Raw genomic sequence first — 22,168 nt, forward strand, 5'->3', positions numbered from 1 at the left:
GCCCGTGTGACGCAGCCGGAATGGAACAGCTGATTTGAGAAACAGAGCGGCAAATGTTTGAGGGCAACAGCCCGAGTTTTTGCCGTTCCTCAAAGCAGCTGTGAAATGAAGGGAACCTGTAGGGCAAGGAGTTCGGGTGCCTTTTTCTGCTCACTCTGTTGTGGCATGACAAAAGAGTGAGGCGTCGGGCGGGGTCGCAACCCCGCGACCTGGTTGTTATCAAACTAGATCCCCGCGAAACCCTCAGAAAAGCGATGCAATATAAGCAAAGAGTCCCGACTCTTTAACCTTGGCATAAAGCACAATAGCGACCGCCAATGGTGTAATGTAACGAATCATAAAATGCCAGAGAGAGTAAACCCATGCCGGGCTAGCTGCCAGCATCTCTTTTTTATCCTGCTCATTTTTCCAAAACCATCCGACGTAGATCGAAATGAGCAACCCCGAAATGGGGAGCATATAATTGGAAGCAACAAGATCGATGGAATCGAAAAAAGCCCTATCCCCCAGTGGTGTCCAGCTTCCGAGCATGTTGTATGAGAGCGCTGACGGAATACCGACGATAAAGCAGAGGATTGCCAGAGTTGTCGTCGCCGCCTTACGGTTCCAGCCTCTTTCATCAATAAGATAAGCCACCTGTGCTTCCATCAGGGAAATGGTGCTCGTCAATGCAGCAAAGGCAATCAGGAGAAAAAAGAGAATGGCAAGAAAATAGCCACCGGGAATTTTGGAGAAAACAATCGGAATGGTCTTGAAAACCAATCCAGGGCCAGCCGCAGGCTGCATGCCGACGGCAAAAACAACAGAAAAGATAGCGAGACCGGCGATCAAGGCAATTGCGGTATCGAGCAATGCAACACGCAGGCTGGCACCGACGATATTTGATCCCTTGCTGAGGTAAGAGCCATAGGTCACAATGATCGCCATCCCAAGCGATAGCGTATAAAAAGAGTGTCCCATAGCTTCGAGAACGGAAACCGGGGTCAATTTGCTAAAATCAGGGTAAAACATGAAGTGCAGAGATTCAGCCGCCCCAGCACTAAGCATCCCGTTGATAAACAATAACAGCAACAGACCAAAAAGAATCGGCATCAAAATTTTACTCCAGCGCTCGATACCTTTATGGACTCCACCAATGACAATTCCCAGACTTAAAGCAATGAAGGCAAAGTGACAAATAACCTGTCGGGTTCCGTCACCAATCAGGCCACCGAACATCCCCTCAATCGCTTCTGGGGATTGTCCAACAAAGGCCCCCTGCAAGGCACGCCAGACATACTCAAGGGTCCAGCCAGCAACAACAGAATAATAGGACAAAATGATAAAGGCAGCAGCGACGCTGAACCAGCCGGCAAGTCTCCAGGGAGAACGTTTTCCTTCAAGGAAGGTAAAGGCACCGACGGCATCTTTCTGGGTGTGAGCACCAATCATCAGCTCTGAAATCATGATCGGCAAGCCGACAATAGCGATACAAAACAGATAAACCAAGACAAAGGCGCCACCACCATTTTGCCCCGCAATGTAAGGAAATTTCCAAATATTACCAAGTCCAACAGCGCTCCCTGCAGCTGCCAGAATAAAACCGATCCGCGTCGCCCATTGCCCACGCGGTTGTACGTTGTTCATGGTGCTTCCTTTCTTCTGTTCAGAGGTTCAATTTTCTTGTTGTTACAATCATTCAACGGGTTAATAGTGACACAGTGATAAAACTCAGGCCGCAAAAAAGGGGAGATAGTCTCCTCGTGCAAGACTGTCTCCCCCTGAAATACATGATGTGAAACAATACAACTCAAAAGCGGTAGGGTCAATTATAGAATTGTTTTCAAGGTAAGCATGATGGGGAACAGAAGTTTTTTGTCGTCAATTCCCGTGTGACGCAGCCGAAATGGAATAGCTGATTTGAGAAACAGAGCGGCAAATGTCTGAGGGCTTCAGCCCGAGTTTTTGCCGCTCCTCAAAGCAGCTGTGGAATGGAGGGTACCCGCAGGGCAAGGAGTTCAGGTGCCTTTTTTTGCTGACTTTTTTGTGGCACGACAAAAAAGCCAGGCGTCGGGCGGGGCCGCAACCCCGCGACCTTAAGGGGTATTATTTAAGAATCTAAGAAGAACCGGCGGGTCTCGTCCCGCCAGACGAGTGACTTTTCTATCACGACATAGAAAAGGCACCAAAAGAGGTCGCCCCAATACCAGCGCCTGCCAAGGCAGGTTCCTTCCGCTACGCAAACCAGCGATGCGCTCGCAAAACTCGGGGGTTTCACCCCCTCAAACATTCCTCGCTTATCTCATCGCTGTTTTGCTCCGCTCCAGCGCGGGCATCAGGGGGGAAATGCACTTTGGTAGTCAATTCCCGTGTGACACAGCCGGAATGGAACAGCTGATTTGAGAAGCAGAGCGGCAAATGTCTGAGGGCGACAGCCCGAGTTTTGCCGCTCTTCAAAGCAGCTGAGGAATGGAGGGAACCCATAGGGCAAGGAGCTCGGGTGCCTTTTTCTGCTCACTCTTTTGTGGCATGACAAAAGAGTGAGGCGTCGAGCGGGGTCGCAACCCCGCGACCTTAGAGGTTAGTTCTAGCGATCCAAGAGAACCGGCAGGGTTCGTCTCATCAAACGAGAGTCAAAACACAAACTTAATGCAAATCACACCATCTGCAGTTTTTTACTCTCCAAATCAATCTTGCGATAAAAACAGGTCTCACGGGTTTTTCCAGTTTCAGGATCTTTAGTGTGGCAGGAACCGCCACCTTGGGGAATAACTCGGTAAATAATCGCATCCTGATCACAATCGAGCAAAACTTCAACAATCTTGAGAAAATCCCCGGAAGTTTCCCCCTTGGTCCAGAGTGCGTTGCGTGAAGTCGACCAGAAGGTTGCCATCCTCTTTGACAACGAGGCCTCCAGTGCCAGCTCATTGACATAAGCCACCATCAAAATCCTGCCGTCAGCGACATCCTGAACCACGGCTGGTATCAGTCCACCCCGCTTTGCAAAATCAATCAGCAACTCTGTCCCCTCTTCCAACTCTTTGTTCGCCATTCTTCTCTCCAATATCTATTTACGCTTAAAAACGTTTGTTGTCGCCGTTCAGATGTGCGGCATTTTGCCAACTGGAGGGAGAAACATCAATAGCAGTTTTATCTTCGCCAAATAAAAAGGGCGCAAGACCCTAAGATCTTCCGCCCTTTGTTTATTTGAACAGGATATAACCGAATGATTAATTTCCAGCCATGATCGCAGCAACATCTTCTTTGACGTCACCAGTCGCCTTAATATCGAACTTCTCGACCAGCACTTTGGCAACATTTGGAGACAAGAATGCTGGCAATGTTGGCCCCAGGCGGATGTGTTTGACACCCAGTGCGAGGAGTGCGAGCAGAACGATCACCGCTTTTTGCTCATACCAGGCGATATCATAGGAAATCGGCAGGTCGTTGATATCATCCAGACCGAAAACTTCCTTCAATTGCAGCGCAATATATGCGAGTGAATAGGAATCGTTACATTGACCGGCATCAAGTACCCGTGGAATTCCACCAATATCGCCGAGATCCAGCTTGTTATAACGGAACTTGGCACAACCAGCTGTAAGGATAACGGTATCATCAGGGAGCTCTTTGGCAACGTCAGTAAAGTAATTCCGGCTGGCTTGACGACCATCACAACCGCCCATGACGACGAAGCGTTTCAGCGCACCGGACTTCACCGCGTCGACCACTTTATCAGCTAGCGCCATCACCTGAGCATGAGCGAAACCACCAACGATTTCACCTGTTTCAATTTCGACTGGGGGTTCACAGGTTTTAGCCTTCTCAATAATTTGCGAGAAATCCTTGTGGCCACCTTCAGGACGATCAGCAATATGGATAGCTCCTGGCCAACCAGCCATACCAGTCGTGTAGAAACGATCTTTGTAAGCTTCTTTAACCGGGGTAATACAGTTGGTTGTCATCAGAATCGGGCCATTAAATGAAGCAAATTCTTTATCTTGATGCCACCATGAATCACCGTAGTTACCAACAAAATGCTCATATTTTTTAAATTCTGGATAATAGTTAGCGGGCAACATTTCACAATGAGTATAAACGTCAACACCAGTGCCTTCAGTCTGCTTGAGCAGCTCTTCCATATCTTTCAGATCATGTCCGGAGATAAGGATTCCGGGATTTTTACCAACGCCAATATTCACTTTGGTAATTTCAGGATTACCATAGGTTGTCGTGTTAGCTTCATCCAGCAATGCCATCGCAGTGACAGCGGTTTCCCCACATTTCATCACCATGCCGACCATTTCATCAACACTCAGATCCTGTGTTGTTGACACCAGAGCATCCACCATAAAGTCATAAATTTCGCTCTTCTCAAAACCAAGCATCGCCGCATGATCGGTATAGGCAGCCATCCCCTTCAGACCGTAAATCAGCAATTCACGTAAGGAGCGAACATCTTCGTTAGGTTGTGACAAGACACCAACTTCTGCAGCTTTAGCAGCAAAATCAGCTTCAGCGCCATTCCAATTGGCGACATCGGCATCACTACTGAAACCAATCGCAGCTTTCAACCCGTCACGTTTGGCAATGGTGGCCTTAATCAATTCAACAAATCGGGCATTATCAAAGTTAGCATTGGTAATCGTTGCAAACAGTCCCTGGGAAATAAACAAACCGATCGATTTGTCCAATTTACCCTGCTTTTTAGCTTCGTCAGCAACAACGGCCAACCCTTTCAGGGTAAAAACCAAAAGATCCTGCAAATTAGCGGTATCCTCTTTTTTTCCACAGACGCCGGCAATAGTGCAGCCAGTATTTTTAGCCGTTTCCTGACACTGAAAACAAAACATACTCATGTTGGTTGACTCCTTTAGTTTGGGTGATTGGGACGCAATTTCTTTGTGCTGGAAAATGCCACAACCGCGACATTAAAAAATTGACGCAAATCAAAAAACAACAAAAATAGTCATGTTTCTTTCAATTGCCATTGAATTTCGAGTATAACAGGCAAACAAAAAGATGCCAGCATCCCCACTATTTAAATCAACAACCAGACAAAATAATCCCCGCACTCAATTGTTGATGATTTTAGTTATATTTATTGATTTGCATCAATTTATCTTGCGGCACTTTCAGTTATGCTCCGTTCCAGATAATCAATCGACACTCAAAACATGGAGAGACAATAATGACAACGGCCCTACTGAATAAAGATATGACGGTTAAGGACGTTCTTGATCGCTGGCCTGAAACCTTGGAAGTGTTTGTTGCCAATGGCTTTGCAAATTTTCGTGATGAGAAACAACGCAACGCTGTCGGTGCTTTTCTGAAACTGGAACGGGCCGCGCAGACGAAAAAGTATGATCTGGATAATTTTCTGAATCTGTTGCAAGCCAGAATCGATGAGGAGTTGCATCAGGTTGATGTCACTATGAAGACAACTGAGAAAGCTGACAGTCAGGTCAACGTCTCTGGCCTGCTCCCCTGCCCGGTACGGTTACCACTCCTGGAGGGGTTTGACGCTTTTATAGAGAAGTATACTGCAGAAACCGGCAATAGTGTCAGCTATAAGTTGGAAGCAGCATCGGTCGGTGCAAGCTGGATCGAAGAGAATATTCAGGGGATTGAAAACGTCAACGACCTCCCAGATATCTTCCTCTCTGCCGGATTTGAAACCTTCTTTGATCAGAAAACCATCGGTCGGTTCAAAGATCAGAAGGTCTTTACCGATATCACCGCGACAGCGGTTAATCCTGACTTTGCGGGCATTGATATTAAAGATCCGAAACAGGACTATTCAATTATTGCTGCGGTTCCTGCGGTATTTATGGTCAATCATGATGTCCTTGGTGATCTACCGATTCCACGCCGCTGGTCTGACTTATTGAAACCTGAATATCAAGAAAAAGTTGCCCTACCTGTGGGTGATTTCGACCTGTTTAACGCAATTCTTCTTGCTATTCATAAAGAACATGGGGATGCCGGGGTCAAAAAACTCGGCCGCTGTATGCTCAAGTCGATGCACCCATCACAGATGGTCAAGAATGCGCAGCGGGTTGCAGAAGAAAAACCCCTGATCACGATCATGCCTTACTTTTTCACTAAAATGGCACGTATGGTGAAGAGTTTAGAGATCATCTGGCCCGAAGATGGAGCGGTGGTCAGTCCTATTTTTATGCTGACCAAGCGTGATTGTCTAAATAAAGTCAGGCCCATTGCTGAATTTTTGTCCAGTAAAGCGGTTGGAGAAATTCTGGCACAAAAAGGGTTATTCCCCTCACTGCACCCTGATGTTGACAATCAACTCTCTGGCCAACACCCATGGAAGTGGATTGGCTGGGACTACATCTACCAAAATGACATTGGTGCCTTGATTCAGCGCACGACACAAATTTTTGAAGCTTCAATGAACGAACTATAAAGGAATTGACATGCGTTTTTTAACCATATCCGGTCCCCCATCATCGGGAAAGACATCTGTTATTTTAAGAGTGATTGAAGCGTTGCAAACGCGGCAGCAGAAGATTGGTGTGGTCAAGTTTGACTGCCTGCTGACAGACGATGACAAGCTCTACGCCAAGAAAGGGGTGCTGGTCAAAAAAGGACTTTCCGGCGCACTCTGCCCTGATCACTATTTTGTCAGCAATATCGAATCCTGCGTCACCTGGGGACACGAAAATGGCTGCGAATATCTGATCAGTGAAAGTGCTGGACTCTGTAATCGTTGTTCGCCACATATCAAAGAGATTACCGCTGTCTGTGTGATCGACAATCTCAGCGGCATCAATACCCCGAAAAAAATTGGGCCGATGTTAAAGTCAGCCGATATTGTTGTTATTACCAAAGGGGATATCGTCTCCCAAGCAGAACGGGAAGTTTTTGCCTCGCGGGTGAGACAGGTCAACCCCGGAGCCATTATTATGAATGTTAACGGAATCACCGGACAGGGCGCCTTTGAGCTGACCAGCCTGTTTGAGGATGCTTCAGATATTGAAACGTTGAAGGGTAAAGTCTTACGTTTTTCCATGCCTTCAGCGCTCTGCTCCTACTGTCTGGGGGAAACCCGGATCGGTGAAGAGCATCAGACAGGGAACATCCGCAAGATGGATCTCCAGGAAGGATCAGCCTGATGAAAGCCACAACATTATTGTCTCAACCGCTGACAGAAACCTTGGTTGAACATCCCTATATCGAAGATTTTATGACCTCCTTTGGTCTGGTGATCAAACCTGACAGCAACAGCTTACAACATTATCTTGATCACCTGGATCCTGATGCATTGGAGGATCTTGGCATCAGTAGCGAACAACTACGACAAAGTCTTGACAGTTTTCTTGCTGGCATGTTGGCGCTATCAGACCCGATGGATAAAGTTGAATCGCTGACAATTGTTGGCGGGGTTGATAAATCGGGAAAAGCGGAAAATCTGCAATTGACTTTGAAACCTGGCGAAGTCATCTGTATCGTCGGTCCGACTGGATCAGGGAAAAGCCGCCTGCTAGCTGACATTGAGTGGGTTGCCCAAGGCGACACTCCGACCAAAAGAAAAATTCTCATCAACGATCAGGTGCCTGATAGTAAATGGCGGTTTTCGACCGAGCATAAGTTGGTAGCCCAATTGTCACAGAATATGAACTTTGTGATGGATCTGTCAGCGGAAGAATTTATCCGCATGCATGCAGAGAGCCGCTTGGTCACTGACCCGGAAGCAAAAGTTGCCCAGATCCTGCTACAGGCCAACGAACTGGCCGGAGAGACATTTGCTCCTGATACGCCGGTGACATCTTTAAGCGGCGGGCAATCCCGTGCATTGATGATTGCCGATATGGCGATTCTGAGCAAATCACCGATTGCGTTGATTGATGAAATCGAGAACGCCGGAATTGATCGTAAAAAAGCCCTGGAGCTGCTCGTTCAAGAAGAAAAAATCATCCTCATGGCAACTCACGATCCAATTCTTGCCTTGATGGGCGATCGACGGGTGGTGATTAAAAACGGTGGTATTGAGAAGATTATTGAGTCGAGTGAAGCAGAACGCAAAAACCTGGTCACTTTGGAGGCCCTCGACAACAAACTACTCGCGCTAAGAAATAGAATCCGAACCGGGGATACCCTGGAAAATCTCTAAACCCACAAAAGGGAGACTGAAATGCACGACGGCTGTAGTGGAAGTTTTGGCAATGGTGAGCAAATTGTCAACAAATTAAGGCAGATGGGATTCAGCAGTTATGCTATGCCGATACCCATTGAGATTAAATGTACCAGCTGTGAGACAACTTTCACCATGGAAACAATGGAAGACAAGTGTGACAGTTGCGGCATGACCTATGGTGTCACACCCTGCCATGCAACAGATCCCGGAAGCATCCAACCGGCAGGTATCAACTATTAAGTCAATCGCGGGCGAACCGCTTCGTTCGCCCGCCTTGAACCACAATCGGGGCTACGACTCAAACTTTTCACAACAGCTCCTCGCTGGCAGAGGTAGAAATGTATTGCCATAACACGGCCCGATCAGCACTCTTCAGCGGGTAAAACTTAATCCCGACGTTATGTTTGGCATGCTGAGCCTCTTTAGCTTTTTCAGTCCAGCAAACCTGTCCGGTGACAAAAATAACACTTTCATCTCCCGGCAGAGAAAATTCCAGCGCGATCTCCTCCCGAACCTTTGGTAACGGGTTTGATCCCGGCACTTCCACCCGTGCACCCTCCATACTTAAGTTATAAAAGTTACAGCTGCAGGCGTTTTTGCCGTAACAAACTTCGACCCGAAAAGGGGTTGAAAACTGTAATCGAAAGTTGTCCCGAGCTCCGGTCATCATCCCTTGCAGAATCGTCAAAAACTGCTTGATGCTCTTCTTGCTTTCAGCCGAGCTACGACCATTTTCCGCCATCGAATTATTCTCGTCAATCACTTCATCGAGGAGTTTTCGATAGCGAAAAAAACGTTTCAGCAGATCCTGCCGGTCGAAAGTAAAACCGTTGGATGAAACCAGGACATTATTAACGGCAACTTCAGCGCCGCAGTGTTCGCATACAATTGTCTGAATTTCTGCCAACAGCGCAGATTTAATATATTTACTGCATTTTGGACATTTCATTATCAACATAACTGAGCCTCGTATTTGATCTTTAAGACTGTCCACGCTGTCGGCACGAAACGGTCATAACCTATTAATTATGATAGGTTTCTTCATCGAGATAACGTTCTTTAATTTCAAGAATTTCTGCCAAATTTTCAATGAACAGGTCAACCATGACAGGTTCGAAATGTTTACCCGATTCCGCTTTCAGCAAGGCGATAGTCTTTTCCACCGACCACGCTTTCTTATAGGGTCGTTCTGAGGTTAACGCATCAAAAACATCACTGATTGCCGCGATTCTGGCAGAAATAGGGATCTCCTCACCAGAAATTCCCCGCGGATATCCGCTCCCATCCCACTTTTCATGATGGTAAAGAGCGGTTTCACGAGCAAGAACAATCAACTTGGAATCATTATCACCAATGATCTTGGCCCCTATTTCTGGATGATGTTGCATGACTTTCCACTCTTCTGGAGAGAGCTTCCCAGGCTTAAGCAAAATACTGTCCGGGATACCAATCTTACCGACATCATGCATGGTACTGGCATAAAGCAACTGTTCGGCATAATCTTTTCCCAAGCCACGCTTAAGTGCCAAAAGACTGCAAGTGTGACTCATCCGATTGACATGGGCTCCGGTTTCATTATCGCGTAGTTCGCCGGCGGCTCCCAGACGCTTGACGATCTCAAACTGGGTCGCAAGGATTTCACGCGTCCGTTTACGTACCTCTTGTTCCAGAATATCAGCACGTACGACCTGACGAGTATAATACAAACGTGTCTGCAGGGTATTTTCGATCCGTAACAGGACTTCCCAATCTTCAAAGGGTTTGGTAATAAAGTCCTTGGCCCCAGCTTCCAACGCCTGCTGACGGGTTTCTTGATCGGTTTGAGCGGTCAGGACAATGACGGGTAGAAATTCGTCCCGAGTGACCTCTTTAAGTTGTTGTAAGACCTCAATCCCTGACATTTTCGGCATACGGATATCGAGCAGAAGCAAATCAAAGGTATGTTCCCGATACAAAGAAAGGACCTGGGTTGGATCCGTGGTAGAGTAAATATTCTCGTATTCTTCTTCGTCTAAAACCGCCTCAAGGAGAGCGACATTTGATGGGTTGTCGTCAACAATCAAAATCTTTGCATCGTGTATATCTGCGAGTGCAGAGCCCACAGAGAGATCGGTTAAATCAAGAGCCATGTTCATGTTCAATCCTTCAAAAGGTCCGTCATCGTTGTATAGAGTAAATCGACATCAATCGGTTTTGGTATATAGCTATTAAACCCTTGCGTATGGACCCTCTTAATAGTTTTCTCCATAGCATCAGCACTCACAGCAAGAACCGGAACACTTGTTAATTCAGGGTTTTTCTTTATCCGACGCAGCGCTTGAAAGCCATCGATATCGGGTAAATCAAGATCCATCAGAATCAAGTCTGGTCGATTTTCTGAGGCCATGGAAACACCCTCTTCGCCAGTAGAAGCCACGACTAAACGTAAGTTTTCTAACTCGAGAAAAAGGTCCTGCATAAAAATAATATTGGTTGGATCGTCTTCAACATACAATACCAGCTTCTGCTGTCGGCTGGCGACCGGTGTTGCCTCATTATTGCTGACCTCAAGACTGTTCACCCCTTTCACGATGAAACTTTCTTGATCCACCGGCAAAGTAAACCAGAAGAGGCTACCTTGATTCAACTCACTCTGAAAACCAATTTCTCCACCCATTTTTTCAACTAACTGCCTGGTAATCGTCATGCCAATCCCAGTTCCTTCAATCTTGCTGGCATTTTCTACAGCACGAGTAAACGGGACAAACAGATCTTTCTGTTTCTCTTGCGCAATACCAATGCCGGTATCTTCAATAACAAAACGCAAAAATTCAGGGTTCTCGGTTTCAATGTCTATAGTGACCGTGCCGCTCTCTCGGTTGTATTTGATCGCATTCGATAGAATATTTAACACAACTTGTTTCATCCGTGTCAGATCGGCCTTCACTAACGGCAGGTCTTTACCTGCATACCGACAGGTCATGGAAATCGATTTTTCGTTAGCCATAGCAGCCGTCAGAGATAGACAGTCGTCAATAACAATATGTGGTTCTAGCGACTCTAAAGCGAGGGCAAATTCTCCTGATTCTATCCGTGCCAAATCAAGAATTTCATTGATCAGTTGCAGCAAGTGTTGACCGGCAGTATGAATCTGCGCCGTCATATTCCGCTGTTTTTCATTTAAAGGATTCTTTTTACTCTTCAGCATCAGCTGAGAAAATCCATTAATGGCATTCAACGGCGTCCTTAGTTCGTGACTCATATGAGAGAGAAAGTTGGATTTAGCCTGATTGGCCATCTCTGCTTGTTCTTGCGCTTTCTTTAATTCGGTAATATTTTCTTTAACGGCAACGAAATGGGTTATCTCTTCCTGAGTGTTTCTTATCGGAATAACCAACACACTCTCATCATAGAGTTCTCCATTTTTTTTCTTATTGATAAACTCACCCTGCCAAATTTTACCCGCTTTGATCGTTGACCACAGCTGTTTAAAAAGCAACTTTGGAGTAAAACCCGATTGCAGAATCCGCGGATTCAATCCAACGGCCTCAGCAAAACTGTATCCAGTGATTTCCTCAAAGGCAGGGTTAACATATTCAATAATCCCATCAACGTCAGTAATAACGACACTACTGGGTGACTGCTCCACCACCATTTTTAATTTACGCGTCTCTTCCTCCGAGACTTTCCTGATGGTGATATCACGAGAAGAGAGGATATAAGCATCACGACCATCATCCTGTTGAAATTTCTGAATCAGTGATTCTATGACATGGATACTGCCCCTTCTATCTTTGAGTCGGTACTCCATGGGAACAGACCCTTTATAGGCTTCATATAGGGCAGAGATACCCAGGTGTTTTAAATCTTCGGGGAGAACTAAATCACTCACATGCATTCCGACCAATTTCTCCGCCGCGATCCCCAATAGTTTTTCTACCGCAGGACTGGTGTAGAGAATACGACCATCAACATCCAAGATGGTCATAATATCGGAAATATTTTCTATCAATCGCCGGAAATGTCTCTCACTCTTAATCAGCGTTAATTGGGCCTTCTTACGTTGTAGAATTTGTTCTTCAAGTTCCTTGGTCCGTCTTTCAACAGTCTCTTCGAGATGGGTATTGAGTTGTTTTAGAGCTTTTTCGGCGTTCCTTTTTGTGCTGATATCCTGCCGATATTCAATCATCTGGATCAGTTTCCCGTCACGATCAAAAACCGGATAGCCGTGCACCTCAATAGCAACCTCTTCACCCTGAAGGTTGATATAACTATGCTCAACAACGACAGGAGCTTGCGATTGCTTGACTTGCTGCAAAGCACAAGGAAGACCTGGACCCGTGCAAGGCTTGTCACGATCATGAGTGAGGGCATAGCAGGTTGTACAGGTGCGATTGGCACTGTTGCGAGCCGCCGAGTTTGCCAGCACGATTGCGTAATTTTCGACATCAATGACATAAAATGGGTGGACCAATGACTCAATAACATTGTTGAGAAAATCTGCGTCTTGCTTAATTTGCAGTTGCGCGCTTTTCCGCTCGGATATCTCTTGATTTAATGATGCTGTTCGCTGTTGGACAATCTTTTCCAGATTCTCGTTGGTATTTTGCAGTTCCTGTTGGTAGCTGTCTCGTTCGTGAAGAATTCTTTTGATCGATCGCAGAACCACCCACCCCATCAGCAAAATGAAAGCGACGACACAAAAGGATAAAATGCTTTCAACCCTGGTGTAGGTTTGGCTTAAACGGTTATAAATTCCCTGAATCCGCTCCATTTCTTTTTGACTTGAAAAGTGGATACGGTTGGAATTCTCCACAATTTGCGAAAAAAGAAGCTCAATACCCTTGAAATAGTCCCTGACCTCGCGATCGGACCCAACAATTTCAAAAAGATCTCTGTTTTGCAGGATGGCAATCTTCGTTGCCACAACAGCTTTAAAGTTAACAATAATCTGATCGAGATCTTCCAGCTTTGCCTTGAGTTCAATTATTTCGCGATCAATACGGAGGTGCCCCACATTGCTATAGTTCAACTTTTTTGAAGCGATTTCTTCATTGCCGAAGTTCACGGTATAGGTCAGGGTCTTTTCACCCTCCAATTCGAGCACCGCCAATATATTCAAAATTTCCTTCTGGTAACCATGCAAAAGAGTCAAAACAGTCTCTATCTCAGAAACAGATTCGGCATTTGACATCTGGTGAAGTTTAACATCGACTGCTAACAGGTTTTTTTGCAAAAGGTATGAAAGTTCTAATTTCTGCTGCTCATTATTCAACAATAAATGCAGATGATCACGACGCTGGTCGAGAAGACTGTGCCCAAACATCTGCACAGCGTAACTGACCAAAAGGAGACAGAGCAGAAGGGTAATCTGAGCAATAATATTGCGATGGAATAATTTGAGAATATTGCTCATTAACCTAAAAATCCATATTTACGGAAAACATTCTGACCAAAATCTAAGCTAGCCAACGGAAAAAACTTGCAGCCTAAATCATGATTTTACCTAAGATTGAAACTCTTCATGACCAAGGGTTATTTCTGACTGAATTCTGCTCCGAGCAAAATAAAGTCCATCATCTCATCATAAACACCAGTCTTAACGACAATATTCTCGCTCTCCCAACTCACAGCTACGACTTCAGCGAAACCAATAACATTTTAAACGTCAGAGCAAGATTGAACATTGCCACAATCATTGTCATGTCACTAGAAATAAAAATAGTGGAATTATCCTCATCTTCTGCTTCTAAATCTGCGTGCAAGTCACAGGCGCACAAAAAAAGAGGCTAAATGAAACCAATGAAAATTTTCATCTACCCCCCTTTTTCATTATTAGATATTATCAATTAATAATATGTCATACAATAAGATATTGCAAGTGTAATGATCAATAAAAGATGAGCGAACAAAAACATACCACACAATAACCGTCAAGATGCTTCCGGACAAACACAGTCTGAGGATGTCACGATCAATCAGGGCCGAAAATACGCTAGTGAAAGGATAGAGAAACTGGACAATTTCATGAGATTTGGACATCCATTATTTTATCGATGGGGACGAACAAGACAACTCTATGGGGAAATAGAGAGAGAAACGGACTTTAGATTGGGGCCATGACAACTTATGAAAAAATGTAAATAGGACGACAGATTCGACTCTATCGTCCTATTTTTGTCCCACAAAACATAAAAACTATGTAAATCTATGCTTCTTCTTCAGCAATAACAGTGACTTTCAATTCAGCAACAACACCAACATCTAACTTAACTGAAACAATATGTTCACCAAGAGACTTGATGGCTTCACCAAGTTGAATTTTCTTTCGATCAATATCGACACCGGCGTCTTTGAGCTTAGCTTCGAGATCCATAGAAGTCACCGAACCAAACAACTTACCTTCTTCACTGGCACGTTGAGTAAATTCACAACTAACTTTTTCAATCCGAGCCTTGATGCCTTCAGCATCCTTGGTCGCTTTTTCAAGTTTACGAGCTAATTGACGTTTCTGATGATCTAGCTCTTTGACATTTTTTTCATTGGCCGCGCTGGCCAAACCTTTGGGGATCAAGTAATTTCTGGCATAACCAGCCTTGACCGACACCACATCACCGATGATCCCAAGACCATCGATATTCTCTTTTAAAATAATGTTGTTATTCATGTCTCTCCTCCGTATTGGATCGAGTTTATATGTTCTTTTGTCTGGGGCGGCGAAAATCAATCCACAGATCAAAGACACCGGCACAGGTAATAATTATTGGTAATGGGTTCAATATCAACAAAAGAAAATAGATCAGCCCTTTTACCAGAGGTGGATAAGTTTTTTTCTGTAAAAAACTGTTCACGACTGCCATCCCCTGTAAAAAGTACAGGGGTAACAAGACCACCAACAGATTTCTACCAATCAGCGATACGGCCTCAAGCGGCAGTAGCAAGAAAAAACCTGCGACAATCAGCACCCAGATCAACCCAGGTGGCAAACGCCAACGTGAAAACGCTATTCCCGCAATATGGTAATGCTGCCCTTTTAACCGCTGTAACAACAACAAGCATAAGGACTGAATTGCCAGCAACGATGCAAAATAGAGCCCATAGAAGTTCTTGCCGATAAAATCACTCAGACCATCGACAACTTGTTGCATATTTTGCAGTTGGTCATCACTGAAGCCACTAGCGCGATAAACTTGCATAGCCTGATCAACTTCGGATTGCAGCATTTGATCAATCAGGGTCTGAAGGTTGACTCCACTAACGAGGACAGTGAACAGGATCATTAATGCCGTAGCGACTGCCGATCCTGCCGTTGCATACAAAACTGACCGATCCCAAGACCGCTGCTGGCGTAAAAAAAAGGGCAGTAATAGCGAACCAACACCAAAAACTCCTAAATAGGCAGCCAAAGTGTAAGTTGTTGCCAATTGTAGCAATAATGCGCTGGTAACAATAACGATGACTAAACTTGAGCGTAAACCAAAACGCATACCCAAGTATGCTGCAGCAAGGGGAGTTAAGAGATTCAGAAACCCACCGGCCGGACCTATCCAACTGACCCCAAGTAAGCAGATCAGAGTGGCTCCGATACCAACTACAGTATAAAGTGCCGACTGCCCTTTCATCTTTATATCAACAAAACCTCACCTTAAAGAGAGTGCGATGACGTATAGGGTAACAGTGCAACCTGCCGAGCATTTTTAATCGCTTCCGCAATTTGTCGCTGGTGCGCAGCGCAGGTCCCGGAAATACGTCGAGGAACGATTTTACCGCGTTCTGACAAGTAATATTTCAAGTTATTAACATCTTTGTAGTCGATCGTCTGTTTTTTATCTGCACAATAGCGACAAACTTTACGTCTGCCAAAGCGACGCCGTGGTGGTGCCGATGATGGACGAGATGGTCTTTCATAAGCCATAAATCATTCTCCTAAGTTGTCATCATCCGGAAGGTTCTGGACGGTGACCTGATAATTGTTATTTATTTTTCTTCGCTGATCTCTACGACTTCGGTCACGACTTCGGTCACGACTTCGGTCACGACTTCGGTCTCTTCAGTAGCAGTCTCTGTTGCCTCAACAACGGGTTCAGCTTCAACCACAGCAGGAAATTCACCTTCAAATCGAACCGTCAAAAACCGGAGGATTTGTTCATCGAGACGCAGACGTCGCTCAAATTCAGCGATAACTTTTGGCTCAGCAGAGAAGAGGGTCTGAACATAGTTGCCACGTTCAACCTTTTTAATCGGGTACGCTAGCTTCCGTGTTCCCCAGTTATCAACCTTGTTAATTTCAGCGGACTGATCTGTAAGTGCCGCCTTGAATTTTTCCACCTTAGCTGTCAGCTCTTCGCCAACGACATCAGGATGGATGATGTAGAGTGATTCGTAATTTCTCATCAATGGAACTCCTTTAGGATTAGCAGCCCCGGAACAACCCGGAGCAAGGATATGCTCAATCCCCCATGGAATTGAGCGAAACAATGGTTTCTATCATAGTCTAATGTTTGGTTCAAGTCTTTTCCCCAGAGCAACTGGAGATGAAACGAATATACGTAAAGATCGAATCGATCCTTCTACCGTGATGGAGAGCACCAAATTCATACCACTAAAGCCGCTATCAACCCGGACTAAACGTTAAACCGAAAATGCATAACATCACCATCAACGACGCGGTATTCTTTTCCCTCAAGTCGCAGCAGGCCTTTCTCTTTAGCGCCGGCTTCACCACCAGAGGAAACATAATCATCATAGGCGATAACTTCTGCGCGGATAAATCCTTTTTCAAAATCGGTATGAATGACTCCAGCAGCCTGAGGAGCGAGGGCACCATCGGTCACGGTCCATGCACGAACCTCTTTGGGGCCCGCAGTGAAGTACGTAATCAAGCCTAGCAAGCGGTAACCGGCATGGATCATCCGTTCAAGTCCAGCTTCCTCAAGACCCAATTCCTGCAAAAATTCTTTTTTTTCTTCACTGTCCAGTTCGGCGACTTCGGACTCTATCTTGCCACAGATGGTGACCATTTCAGCCCCTTCGGACAGGGCATGGTCTCGTACTTTCTGGACAAAAGGATGGGAGCCACCAAGATCATCCTCGGCAACATTAGCGACATAGAGAACTGGCTTCATTGTAATCAAGTGAACACCTGAGATCGCACTTAGTTCTTCTGCGTCAAGAGAGACAGCGCGCGCGGGCAGACCGTCATTGAGCGCAGTCGCTAATTTTTCCAGAACCCGAAGTTCTGCCTGTAACTGCTTATCACCACCCCGAACAAGCTTCTGACTACGAAGAATCCTCTTGTCGATACTGTCTAAATCGGCAAGGTTCAATTCTGTCTGGATCACCTCAATATCCCGGACAGGATCAACATTGCCATCGACATGAACCACATTTTCGTCTTCGAAACAACGAACAATATGGGCAATAGCATCGACCTGACGGATATGACCGAGAAACTGATTACCCAATCCTTCGCCCTGGCTGGCGCCACGAACCAATCCAGCAATATCTACAAATTCCATCGCCGTCGGCAGAATATCTTTGGGATGGACGAGACTGGCGAGAACTTCCATGCGCGAATCAGGGACCGAAACGACACCAACATTTGGTTCAATGGTGCAAAAAGGGTAGTTCGCTGACTCTGCCCCTGCCGAAGTAATAGCATTAAAGATAGTTGATTTCCCAACATTAGGAAGGCCGACTATTCCACACTTAAAACCCATAATTCACCCTGTAAAATAAAGATAGCCGGAGCATAAACTCCGGCTATCAGGTTAATCAAATTATGCTCCTAGCTATCAAACAAGTAGCGGAGCAATAACAAGTGCGACAACACTCATCAGCTTGATGAGGATATTCATTGCCGGACCAGAAGTATCTTTGAAGGGGTCACCAACAGTATCACCAATAACAGCAGCAGCGTGGGCATCGCCCCCTTTGCTTTCACCTTCAAGTTGACCGCTCTCAATATATTTTTTGGCATTATCCCAAGCACCACCACCATTTGACATCATCAAAGCAAGCAGTACCCCGGCAACAGTCGCTCCGGCAAGCATGCCACCCAAGGCTTCTTTGCCAAGCAATAATCCAATCAAAACGGGAGCGGCTACGGCGATGACACCGGGAAGAACCATCTCTCTCAAAGCAGCTTTTGCGGAGATATCAACACAGCGTTGGGAATCAGGCTTAACCCCTTCCCGTCCTTCCAATAATCCGGGAGTATCGCGGAATTGTCGACGAATCTCATCAACCATAGCTCCGGCAGCCTTGCCAACACTGGTCATAGTGAGAGCGCCCATAAAGAAAGGTAGCGCGCCACCGATCAACAGCCCGATAACAACCATTGGATTGATCAGGTTGATAACTTCCAGTTGAACCGTTGTTGCGTAAGCAGAGAACAGTGCCAGTGCAGTCAGAGCAGCTGAACCAATAGCAAAACCTTTACCAATTGCTGCAGTGGTATTGCCGATAGCATCCAGACCGTCGGTGATTTTTCTGACATCAGGCCCCAAGCCAGCCATCTCAGAGATACCACCCGCATTATCAGCAACAGGACCGTAAGCGTCGACGGTCATGGTAACCCCAACTGTTGCTAACATACCAACCGCTGCGATACCAATACCATAGAGACCAGCACAGTAATTCGCAATAAAGATACTGATACAAATAATAATAATAGGCAGTGCCGTTGACTCAAGACCAACAGCTAATCCGTGGATAATATTGGTCGCTGGTCCCGTTTTACTGGCTTCAGCAATCCTTGCGACAGGACCGTGAGCAGTATAGTATTCGGTGATTTGCCCGATAGCAATCCCGGCCAGAGTACCAGCGAGAATAGCCCAGAAAATTCCAGTATTTAACCCAGCAAATTGAATATAGATAAAGGCAGCAATCAAGAAACCACCGGCAGCGACAAAAGTCGTATAATGTAATGCCTTGGCAGGATCCATCCCTTTGAGCAGTTTCATCGAACCAATACCGATAAAGGAGAACAACAGCCCAATCATAGCCAGAGCTAAAGGCAACAACATCGTACTGGCTTGCACATCGGCACCCACGCCCAGTTTGGCCAACAGTTCAGGACCAGCAGCAGCAGCAATAGCAACGGTAGCGATAATAGATCCAACATAGGATTCAAAGATATCGGCACCCATCCCCGCAGTATCACCGACACAATCCCCAACATTATCAGCGATAACGCCTGGGTTGCGTGGATCATCTTCAGGGATACCAGCTTCAACCTTACCAACAAGGTCAGCGCCGACGTCAGCAGCTTTGGTATAAATACCGCCACCAACACGTGCAAACAAAGCGATTGAAGAAGCTCCCATGGCGAAACCATTGATATATTTAGCTGTTTCAGGATCACCACCAAAGAAAATATAGCCAACACCAACCCCGACTAATCCCAAAGATGCGACAGCCAGCCCCATAACAGCACCGCCGTTAAAAGAGACTTCCAACGCTTTAGCTTGCCCATGAGCCCTGGCAGCTTCGCAGGTTCTGACATTCGCACGGGTCGCGGCTTTCATGCCAATGAAACCACAGGTCATGGAGCAAATAGCACCACCCAGAAAGGCGAGTGCAGTCTGAATCGCCATAGCGGCTGCAATCAGAATAAATACGACAACAATGAAGATCGCTAACACTCGGTACTCGCGTCCGAGAAAAGCCATCGCTCCAGCATGAATATCATCTGAAATTTCACGCATTTTTTCATTTCCGACCGGTTGTGCCTTGACTACATTGTAGAGCACAATCGCGATCACAAATCCGATTACCCCTAAGATAGGAGCCCACATTTGCAGTTGCATTGGTTCTTCACCTCTCTGAGTTTGTGTTAGTGTTCATCTAGTAGGTTATAATTATTAAAAGTATTCATTGCTTCTGTGACACCACTTGAAAGAATTCTCTCAACGGCATCAGCTGCAGTAGCAATTAATTCAGGGAGCAATTGTTTTTCTTTCGGGGCAAAACCGCTCAACACATGGCTGGTGATATCACCTCGTTCTGGCCGACCGATACCAATTCGTAAACGGATAAATTCCTTACACCCTAATACGGCAATAATATCTCTCAGGCCGTTATGACCGCCATGGCCACCTTCGCCCTTAATCCGTAAACGCCCAAAAGGGAGATCGAGATCGTCGCAGATGACAATCAAATCCCCCGGGTCAATTCCGAGGGATCGATAAGCAGCGTTGACACTTGCACCGCTGCAATTCATATAAGTCTGAGGCAAAAGAATCGTCGCTTCACTGATTGCTATTCGACCCACTCCATAACAACCTTGATAACCTTTTTTCTTCAGCGTAATCCGTTGCCGTTGTGCAACTTGCTCTGCAACCTGAAAACCGATGTTGTGCCGTGTTCCAGTATATTTATCCCCAGGGTTCCCGAGGCCAACAACTAACTTCACGTTATATCCAGTCGCAGATCTTATTCAGCCGCAGCCTCATCACCTTCAGCAGCAACTGCACCTTCAACATCCTCGAGCTCTTCGTCTTCGCTAACCTCAACCTCTTCTTTAACGATATGTAAAGTCAACACCGTAAAGTTAACATCATGGACAAGCTCGACACCAGCAGGAACAGGAACTTGATCGATATGGACATTATCACCAATAGCAAGATCGGTGACATCAATATCGATGGACTGTGGAACCTGAGTCGGCAGACAAAGAACTTCTAATTCATTCCGTACCACTTGCAGTGTTCCGCCTTCTTTCTGACCAATAGCTGTGCCAACAACATTAACCGGCACCATAAAGAGGGCTTTTTCAGTAAGATTAATCGCATGAAAATCAGCGCTGATCATATCGCGACTCAATGGATGGATATCAGCATTTTTCAGAATCACAACCTTACCTGCAAGTTCTGCAGCACCTTTTAAGGTGATCAGGGTGTTCATTCCAGCTTCACCAGAGATAGCCGCTTCCAACTCTTTAGGATCAACAACAATAGCTGTTGACTCAAGGTCCTTACCATAAACAACGGCAGGCAATTTTCCCGCCATTCTCAGTTTACGAGCAACACCTTTGCCACTTTTCTCACGAACATCTACACTTAATTCCGCTTGTTCCATCTATCTATCCTCCATCAGTAAGGAAACTAATTTTTATACAAACAATGAGCTGACCGATTCAGCGTTATGAGTCCGGCGGATCGCTTCCGCCAACAGATGACTGACCGAAAGACTCTGTAAAGTACCACACTGGTTCTGTTTATCGTGTGTTGGAATCGTATCAGTAATAAAAACTTTTTTCAGCGGACTCTCAGAAATCCGTTGTAACGCAGGGCCAGAAAGCACACCATGAGTCGCACAGGCATAAATATCGATCGCACCTTGATCTTGCAATGCCGTCGCAGCGGCACAGAGAGTTCCCGCAGTATCAATCATATCATCAATGATGACACAGTTTTTTCCTTGAACATCACCGAGGATATGCATCACTTCGGCAACATTCGGTCCGCTACGGCGTTTGTCGATGATCGCCAGTCCAGCATTAAGTCGCTTAGCAAAAGCCCGTGCCCGCTCCGTACCACCAGCGTCAGGAGAGACAACCATCAAGTCGGTAATGTTCTGGCGCCTGATCTCATCAAGCATTACGGGGGCTGCATATAGGTGATCTACCGGGATGTCAAAAAACCCCTGAATCTGGCCCGCATGTAAATCCATTGTCAACAGACGATCAATTCCGGCCACAGACATCAAATCGGCGACAAGCTTGGCAGTAATCGGCGCCCGTGGGGCGACTTTACGGTCCTGACGAGCATATCCAAAATAGGGAACCACGGCATTAATCCGCGCAGCAGACGCCCGTTTAAGCGCATCGACCATAACCAGTAACTCCATCAGATTATCATTCGCTGGAGATGAGGTTGACTGAACCACGTAAGCATCACGTCCACGAACGTTTTCACCGATTTCGACTAATACTTCACCATCGGAAAAAGTCCTCACTTTTGCATCTCCCAAAGAGACATTGAGATGCTGACAAAGATCACGAGCCAATGGCTGGTTCGAGTTACCGGCAAAAATTTTAATCATCCCCACAGA

Annotated in this window: 19 protein-coding genes; 4 read left to right on the plus strand and 15 right to left on the minus strand. The window is 45.9% G+C overall.

All coding sequences use genetic code 11. From position 1 onward, the window contains the following. Window positions 1-243: 243 nt before the first annotated feature. From BLU87_RS07390 to hcp, 3 genes are all read right to left on the minus strand, one after another. Entirely contained in the window at window positions 244-1,626 is a 1,383-nt protein-coding gene (locus BLU87_RS07390; protein WP_092346278.1) for a sodium-dependent transporter, read from the minus strand. Between the two features lie 1,009 nt (window positions 1,627-2,635). Beyond that, on the minus strand, window positions 2,636-3,031 hold the full coding sequence (locus tag BLU87_RS07395) for a phosphoribosyl-AMP cyclohydrolase (RefSeq protein ID WP_092346280.1): 396 nt from the start codon (window positions 3,029-3,031) through the stop codon (window positions 2,636-2,638). 178 nt (window positions 3,032-3,209) lie between these two features. Next, complete coding sequence (gene hcp / locus BLU87_RS07400; RefSeq protein ID WP_092347017.1) at window positions 3,210-4,832, minus strand: hydroxylamine reductase; 1,623 nt, start codon at window positions 4,830-4,832, stop codon at window positions 3,210-3,212. Between the two features lie 338 nt (window positions 4,833-5,170). Here hcp and BLU87_RS07405 point away from each other — a divergent pair, with 338 nt between their 5' ends. From BLU87_RS07405 to BLU87_RS07420, 4 genes are read left to right on the plus strand one after another with little or no spacing between them, the layout of a single operon-like run. After that, complete coding sequence (locus BLU87_RS07405) at window positions 5,171-6,403, plus strand: ABC transporter substrate-binding protein (protein WP_092346282.1); 1,233 nt, start codon at window positions 5,171-5,173, stop codon at window positions 6,401-6,403. Between the two features lie 10 nt (window positions 6,404-6,413). Beyond that, window positions 6,414-7,112 (plus strand): GTP-binding protein, encoded by a 699-nt coding sequence (locus BLU87_RS07410; RefSeq protein ID WP_092346284.1) that lies wholly within the window; start codon window positions 6,414-6,416, stop codon window positions 7,110-7,112. Next, window positions 7,112-8,110 (plus strand): ATP-binding cassette domain-containing protein, encoded by a 999-nt coding sequence (locus BLU87_RS07415; RefSeq protein WP_092346286.1) that lies wholly within the window; start codon window positions 7,112-7,114, stop codon window positions 8,108-8,110. The genes BLU87_RS07410 and BLU87_RS07415 overlap by 1 nt, the downstream gene beginning before the upstream one ends. Window positions 8,111-8,131: 21 nt before the next feature. After that, a complete protein-coding gene (locus BLU87_RS07420) occupies window positions 8,132-8,374 on the plus strand; it encodes a hypothetical protein (protein ID WP_092346288.1) in 243 nt (80 codons plus the stop codon). A 67-nt stretch (window positions 8,375-8,441) separates the two neighbouring features. On the opposite strand, the gene BLU87_RS07425 is transcribed toward BLU87_RS07420, so the two are convergent. The 12 genes from BLU87_RS07425 to BLU87_RS07480 form a co-directional block, all read right to left on the minus strand. Further along, window positions 8,442-9,092, minus strand: a complete 651-nt coding sequence (locus BLU87_RS07425) for a PilZ domain-containing protein (protein WP_092346290.1) — start codon at window positions 9,090-9,092, stop codon at window positions 8,442-8,444. A 64-nt stretch (window positions 9,093-9,156) separates the two neighbouring features. Then, window positions 9,157-10,269 carry an HD domain-containing phosphohydrolase gene (locus tag BLU87_RS07430; RefSeq protein WP_245706414.1) on the minus strand — a complete coding sequence of 371 codons (1,113 nt, stop codon included), beginning with the start codon at window positions 10,267-10,269 and terminating at the stop codon, window positions 9,157-9,159. Between the two features lie 2 nt (window positions 10,270-10,271). Beyond that, on the minus strand, window positions 10,272-13,529 hold the full coding sequence (locus tag BLU87_RS07435; protein WP_092346292.1) for a hybrid sensor histidine kinase/response regulator: 3,258 nt from the start codon (window positions 13,527-13,529) through the stop codon (window positions 10,272-10,274). A gap of 792 nt (window positions 13,530-14,321) precedes the next feature. Then, on the minus strand, window positions 14,322-14,780 hold the full coding sequence (gene rplI, locus BLU87_RS07440) for a 50S ribosomal protein L9 (RefSeq protein WP_092346294.1): 459 nt from the start codon (window positions 14,778-14,780) through the stop codon (window positions 14,322-14,324). Between the two features lie 25 nt (window positions 14,781-14,805). After that, the gene (locus tag BLU87_RS07445; RefSeq protein ID WP_092346296.1) at window positions 14,806-15,735 is read right to left on the minus strand and encodes a DUF2232 domain-containing protein; all 930 of its coding nucleotides are present in this window, start codon (window positions 15,733-15,735) and stop codon (window positions 14,806-14,808) included. Between the two features lie 23 nt (window positions 15,736-15,758). After that, a complete protein-coding gene (gene rpsR / locus BLU87_RS07450) occupies window positions 15,759-16,028 on the minus strand; it encodes a 30S ribosomal protein S18 (RefSeq protein WP_092346298.1) in 270 nt (89 codons plus the stop codon). A gap of 62 nt (window positions 16,029-16,090) precedes the next feature. Further along, a complete protein-coding gene (gene rpsF / locus BLU87_RS07455) occupies window positions 16,091-16,507 on the minus strand; it encodes a 30S ribosomal protein S6 (RefSeq protein WP_092346300.1) in 417 nt (138 codons plus the stop codon). Window positions 16,508-16,737: 230 nt separating this feature from the next. Then, window positions 16,738-17,832, minus strand: coding sequence for a redox-regulated ATPase YchF (gene ychF / locus BLU87_RS07460; protein WP_092346302.1), 1,095 nt, complete (start codon window positions 17,830-17,832; stop codon window positions 16,738-16,740). 75 nt (window positions 17,833-17,907) lie between these two features. After that, on the minus strand, window positions 17,908-19,923 hold the full coding sequence (locus tag BLU87_RS07465; RefSeq protein WP_092346304.1) for a sodium-translocating pyrophosphatase: 2,016 nt from the start codon (window positions 19,921-19,923) through the stop codon (window positions 17,908-17,910). Between the two features lie 26 nt (window positions 19,924-19,949). Beyond that, window positions 19,950-20,528 carry an aminoacyl-tRNA hydrolase gene (gene pth / locus BLU87_RS07470; RefSeq protein ID WP_092346306.1) on the minus strand — a complete coding sequence of 193 codons (579 nt, stop codon included), beginning with the start codon at window positions 20,526-20,528 and terminating at the stop codon, window positions 19,950-19,952. 20 nt (window positions 20,529-20,548) lie between these two features. Beyond that, entirely contained in the window at window positions 20,549-21,193 is a 645-nt protein-coding gene (locus BLU87_RS07475; RefSeq protein ID WP_092346308.1) for a 50S ribosomal protein L25, read from the minus strand. 33 nt (window positions 21,194-21,226) lie between these two features. Beyond that, window positions 21,227-22,159 carry a ribose-phosphate pyrophosphokinase gene (locus tag BLU87_RS07480; RefSeq protein WP_092347022.1) on the minus strand — a complete coding sequence of 311 codons (933 nt, stop codon included), beginning with the start codon at window positions 22,157-22,159 and terminating at the stop codon, window positions 21,227-21,229. Window positions 22,160-22,168: the final 9 nt, after the last annotated feature.

It is taken from the genome of Desulfuromusa kysingii (assembly GCF_900107645.1).
In the GTDB taxonomy this organism is placed as follows: Bacteria; Desulfobacterota; Desulfuromonadia; order Desulfuromonadales; family Geopsychrobacteraceae; genus Desulfuromusa; species Desulfuromusa kysingii.

Coding starts and splice junctions, on each gene's coding strand:
- BLU87_RS07390 (WP_092346278.1), bottom strand. CDS start 1,626: ATGAACAACGTACAACCGCGTGGGCAATGGGCGACGCGGATCGGTTTT.
- BLU87_RS07410 (WP_092346284.1), top strand. CDS start 6,414: ATGCGTTTTTTAACCATATCCGGTCCCCCATCATCGGGAAAGACATCT.
- BLU87_RS07475 (WP_092346308.1), bottom strand. CDS start 21,193: ATGGAACAAGCGGAATTAAGTGTAGATGTTCGTGAGAAAAGTGGCAAA.
- BLU87_RS07435 (WP_092346292.1), bottom strand. CDS start 13,529: ATGAGCAATATTCTCAAATTATTCCATCGCAATATTATTGCTCAGATT.
- ychF (WP_092346302.1), bottom strand. CDS start 17,832: ATGGGTTTTAAGTGTGGAATAGTCGGCCTTCCTAATGTTGGGAAATCA.
- rplI (WP_092346294.1), bottom strand. CDS start 14,780: ATGAATAACAACATTATTTTAAAAGAGAATATCGATGGTCTTGGGATC.
- BLU87_RS07465 (WP_092346304.1), bottom strand. CDS start 19,923: ATGCAACTGCAAATGTGGGCTCCTATCTTAGGGGTAATCGGATTTGTG.
- BLU87_RS07445 (WP_092346296.1), bottom strand. CDS start 15,735: ATGAAAGGGCAGTCGGCACTTTATACTGTAGTTGGTATCGGAGCCACT.
- BLU87_RS07430 (WP_245706414.1), bottom strand. CDS start 10,269: ATGAACATGGCTCTTGATTTAACCGATCTCTCTGTGGGCTCTGCACTC.
- rpsF (WP_092346300.1), bottom strand. CDS start 16,507: ATGAGAAATTACGAATCACTCTACATCATCCATCCTGATGTCGTTGGC.
- BLU87_RS07395 (WP_092346280.1), bottom strand. CDS start 3,031: ATGGCGAACAAAGAGTTGGAAGAGGGGACAGAGTTGCTGATTGATTTT.
- hcp (WP_092347017.1), bottom strand. CDS start 4,832: ATGTTTTGTTTTCAGTGTCAGGAAACGGCTAAAAATACTGGCTGCACT.
- BLU87_RS07405 (WP_092346282.1), top strand. CDS start 5,171: ATGACAACGGCCCTACTGAATAAAGATATGACGGTTAAGGACGTTCTT.
- BLU87_RS07415 (WP_092346286.1), top strand. CDS start 7,112: ATGAAAGCCACAACATTATTGTCTCAACCGCTGACAGAAACCTTGGTT.
- BLU87_RS07425 (WP_092346290.1), bottom strand. CDS start 9,092: ATGTTGATAATGAAATGTCCAAAATGCAGTAAATATATTAAATCTGCG.
- rpsR (WP_092346298.1), bottom strand. CDS start 16,028: ATGGCTTATGAAAGACCATCTCGTCCATCATCGGCACCACCACGGCGT.
- BLU87_RS07480 (WP_092347022.1), bottom strand. CDS start 22,159: ATGATTAAAATTTTTGCCGGTAACTCGAACCAGCCATTGGCTCGTGAT.
- BLU87_RS07420 (WP_092346288.1), top strand. CDS start 8,132: ATGCACGACGGCTGTAGTGGAAGTTTTGGCAATGGTGAGCAAATTGTC.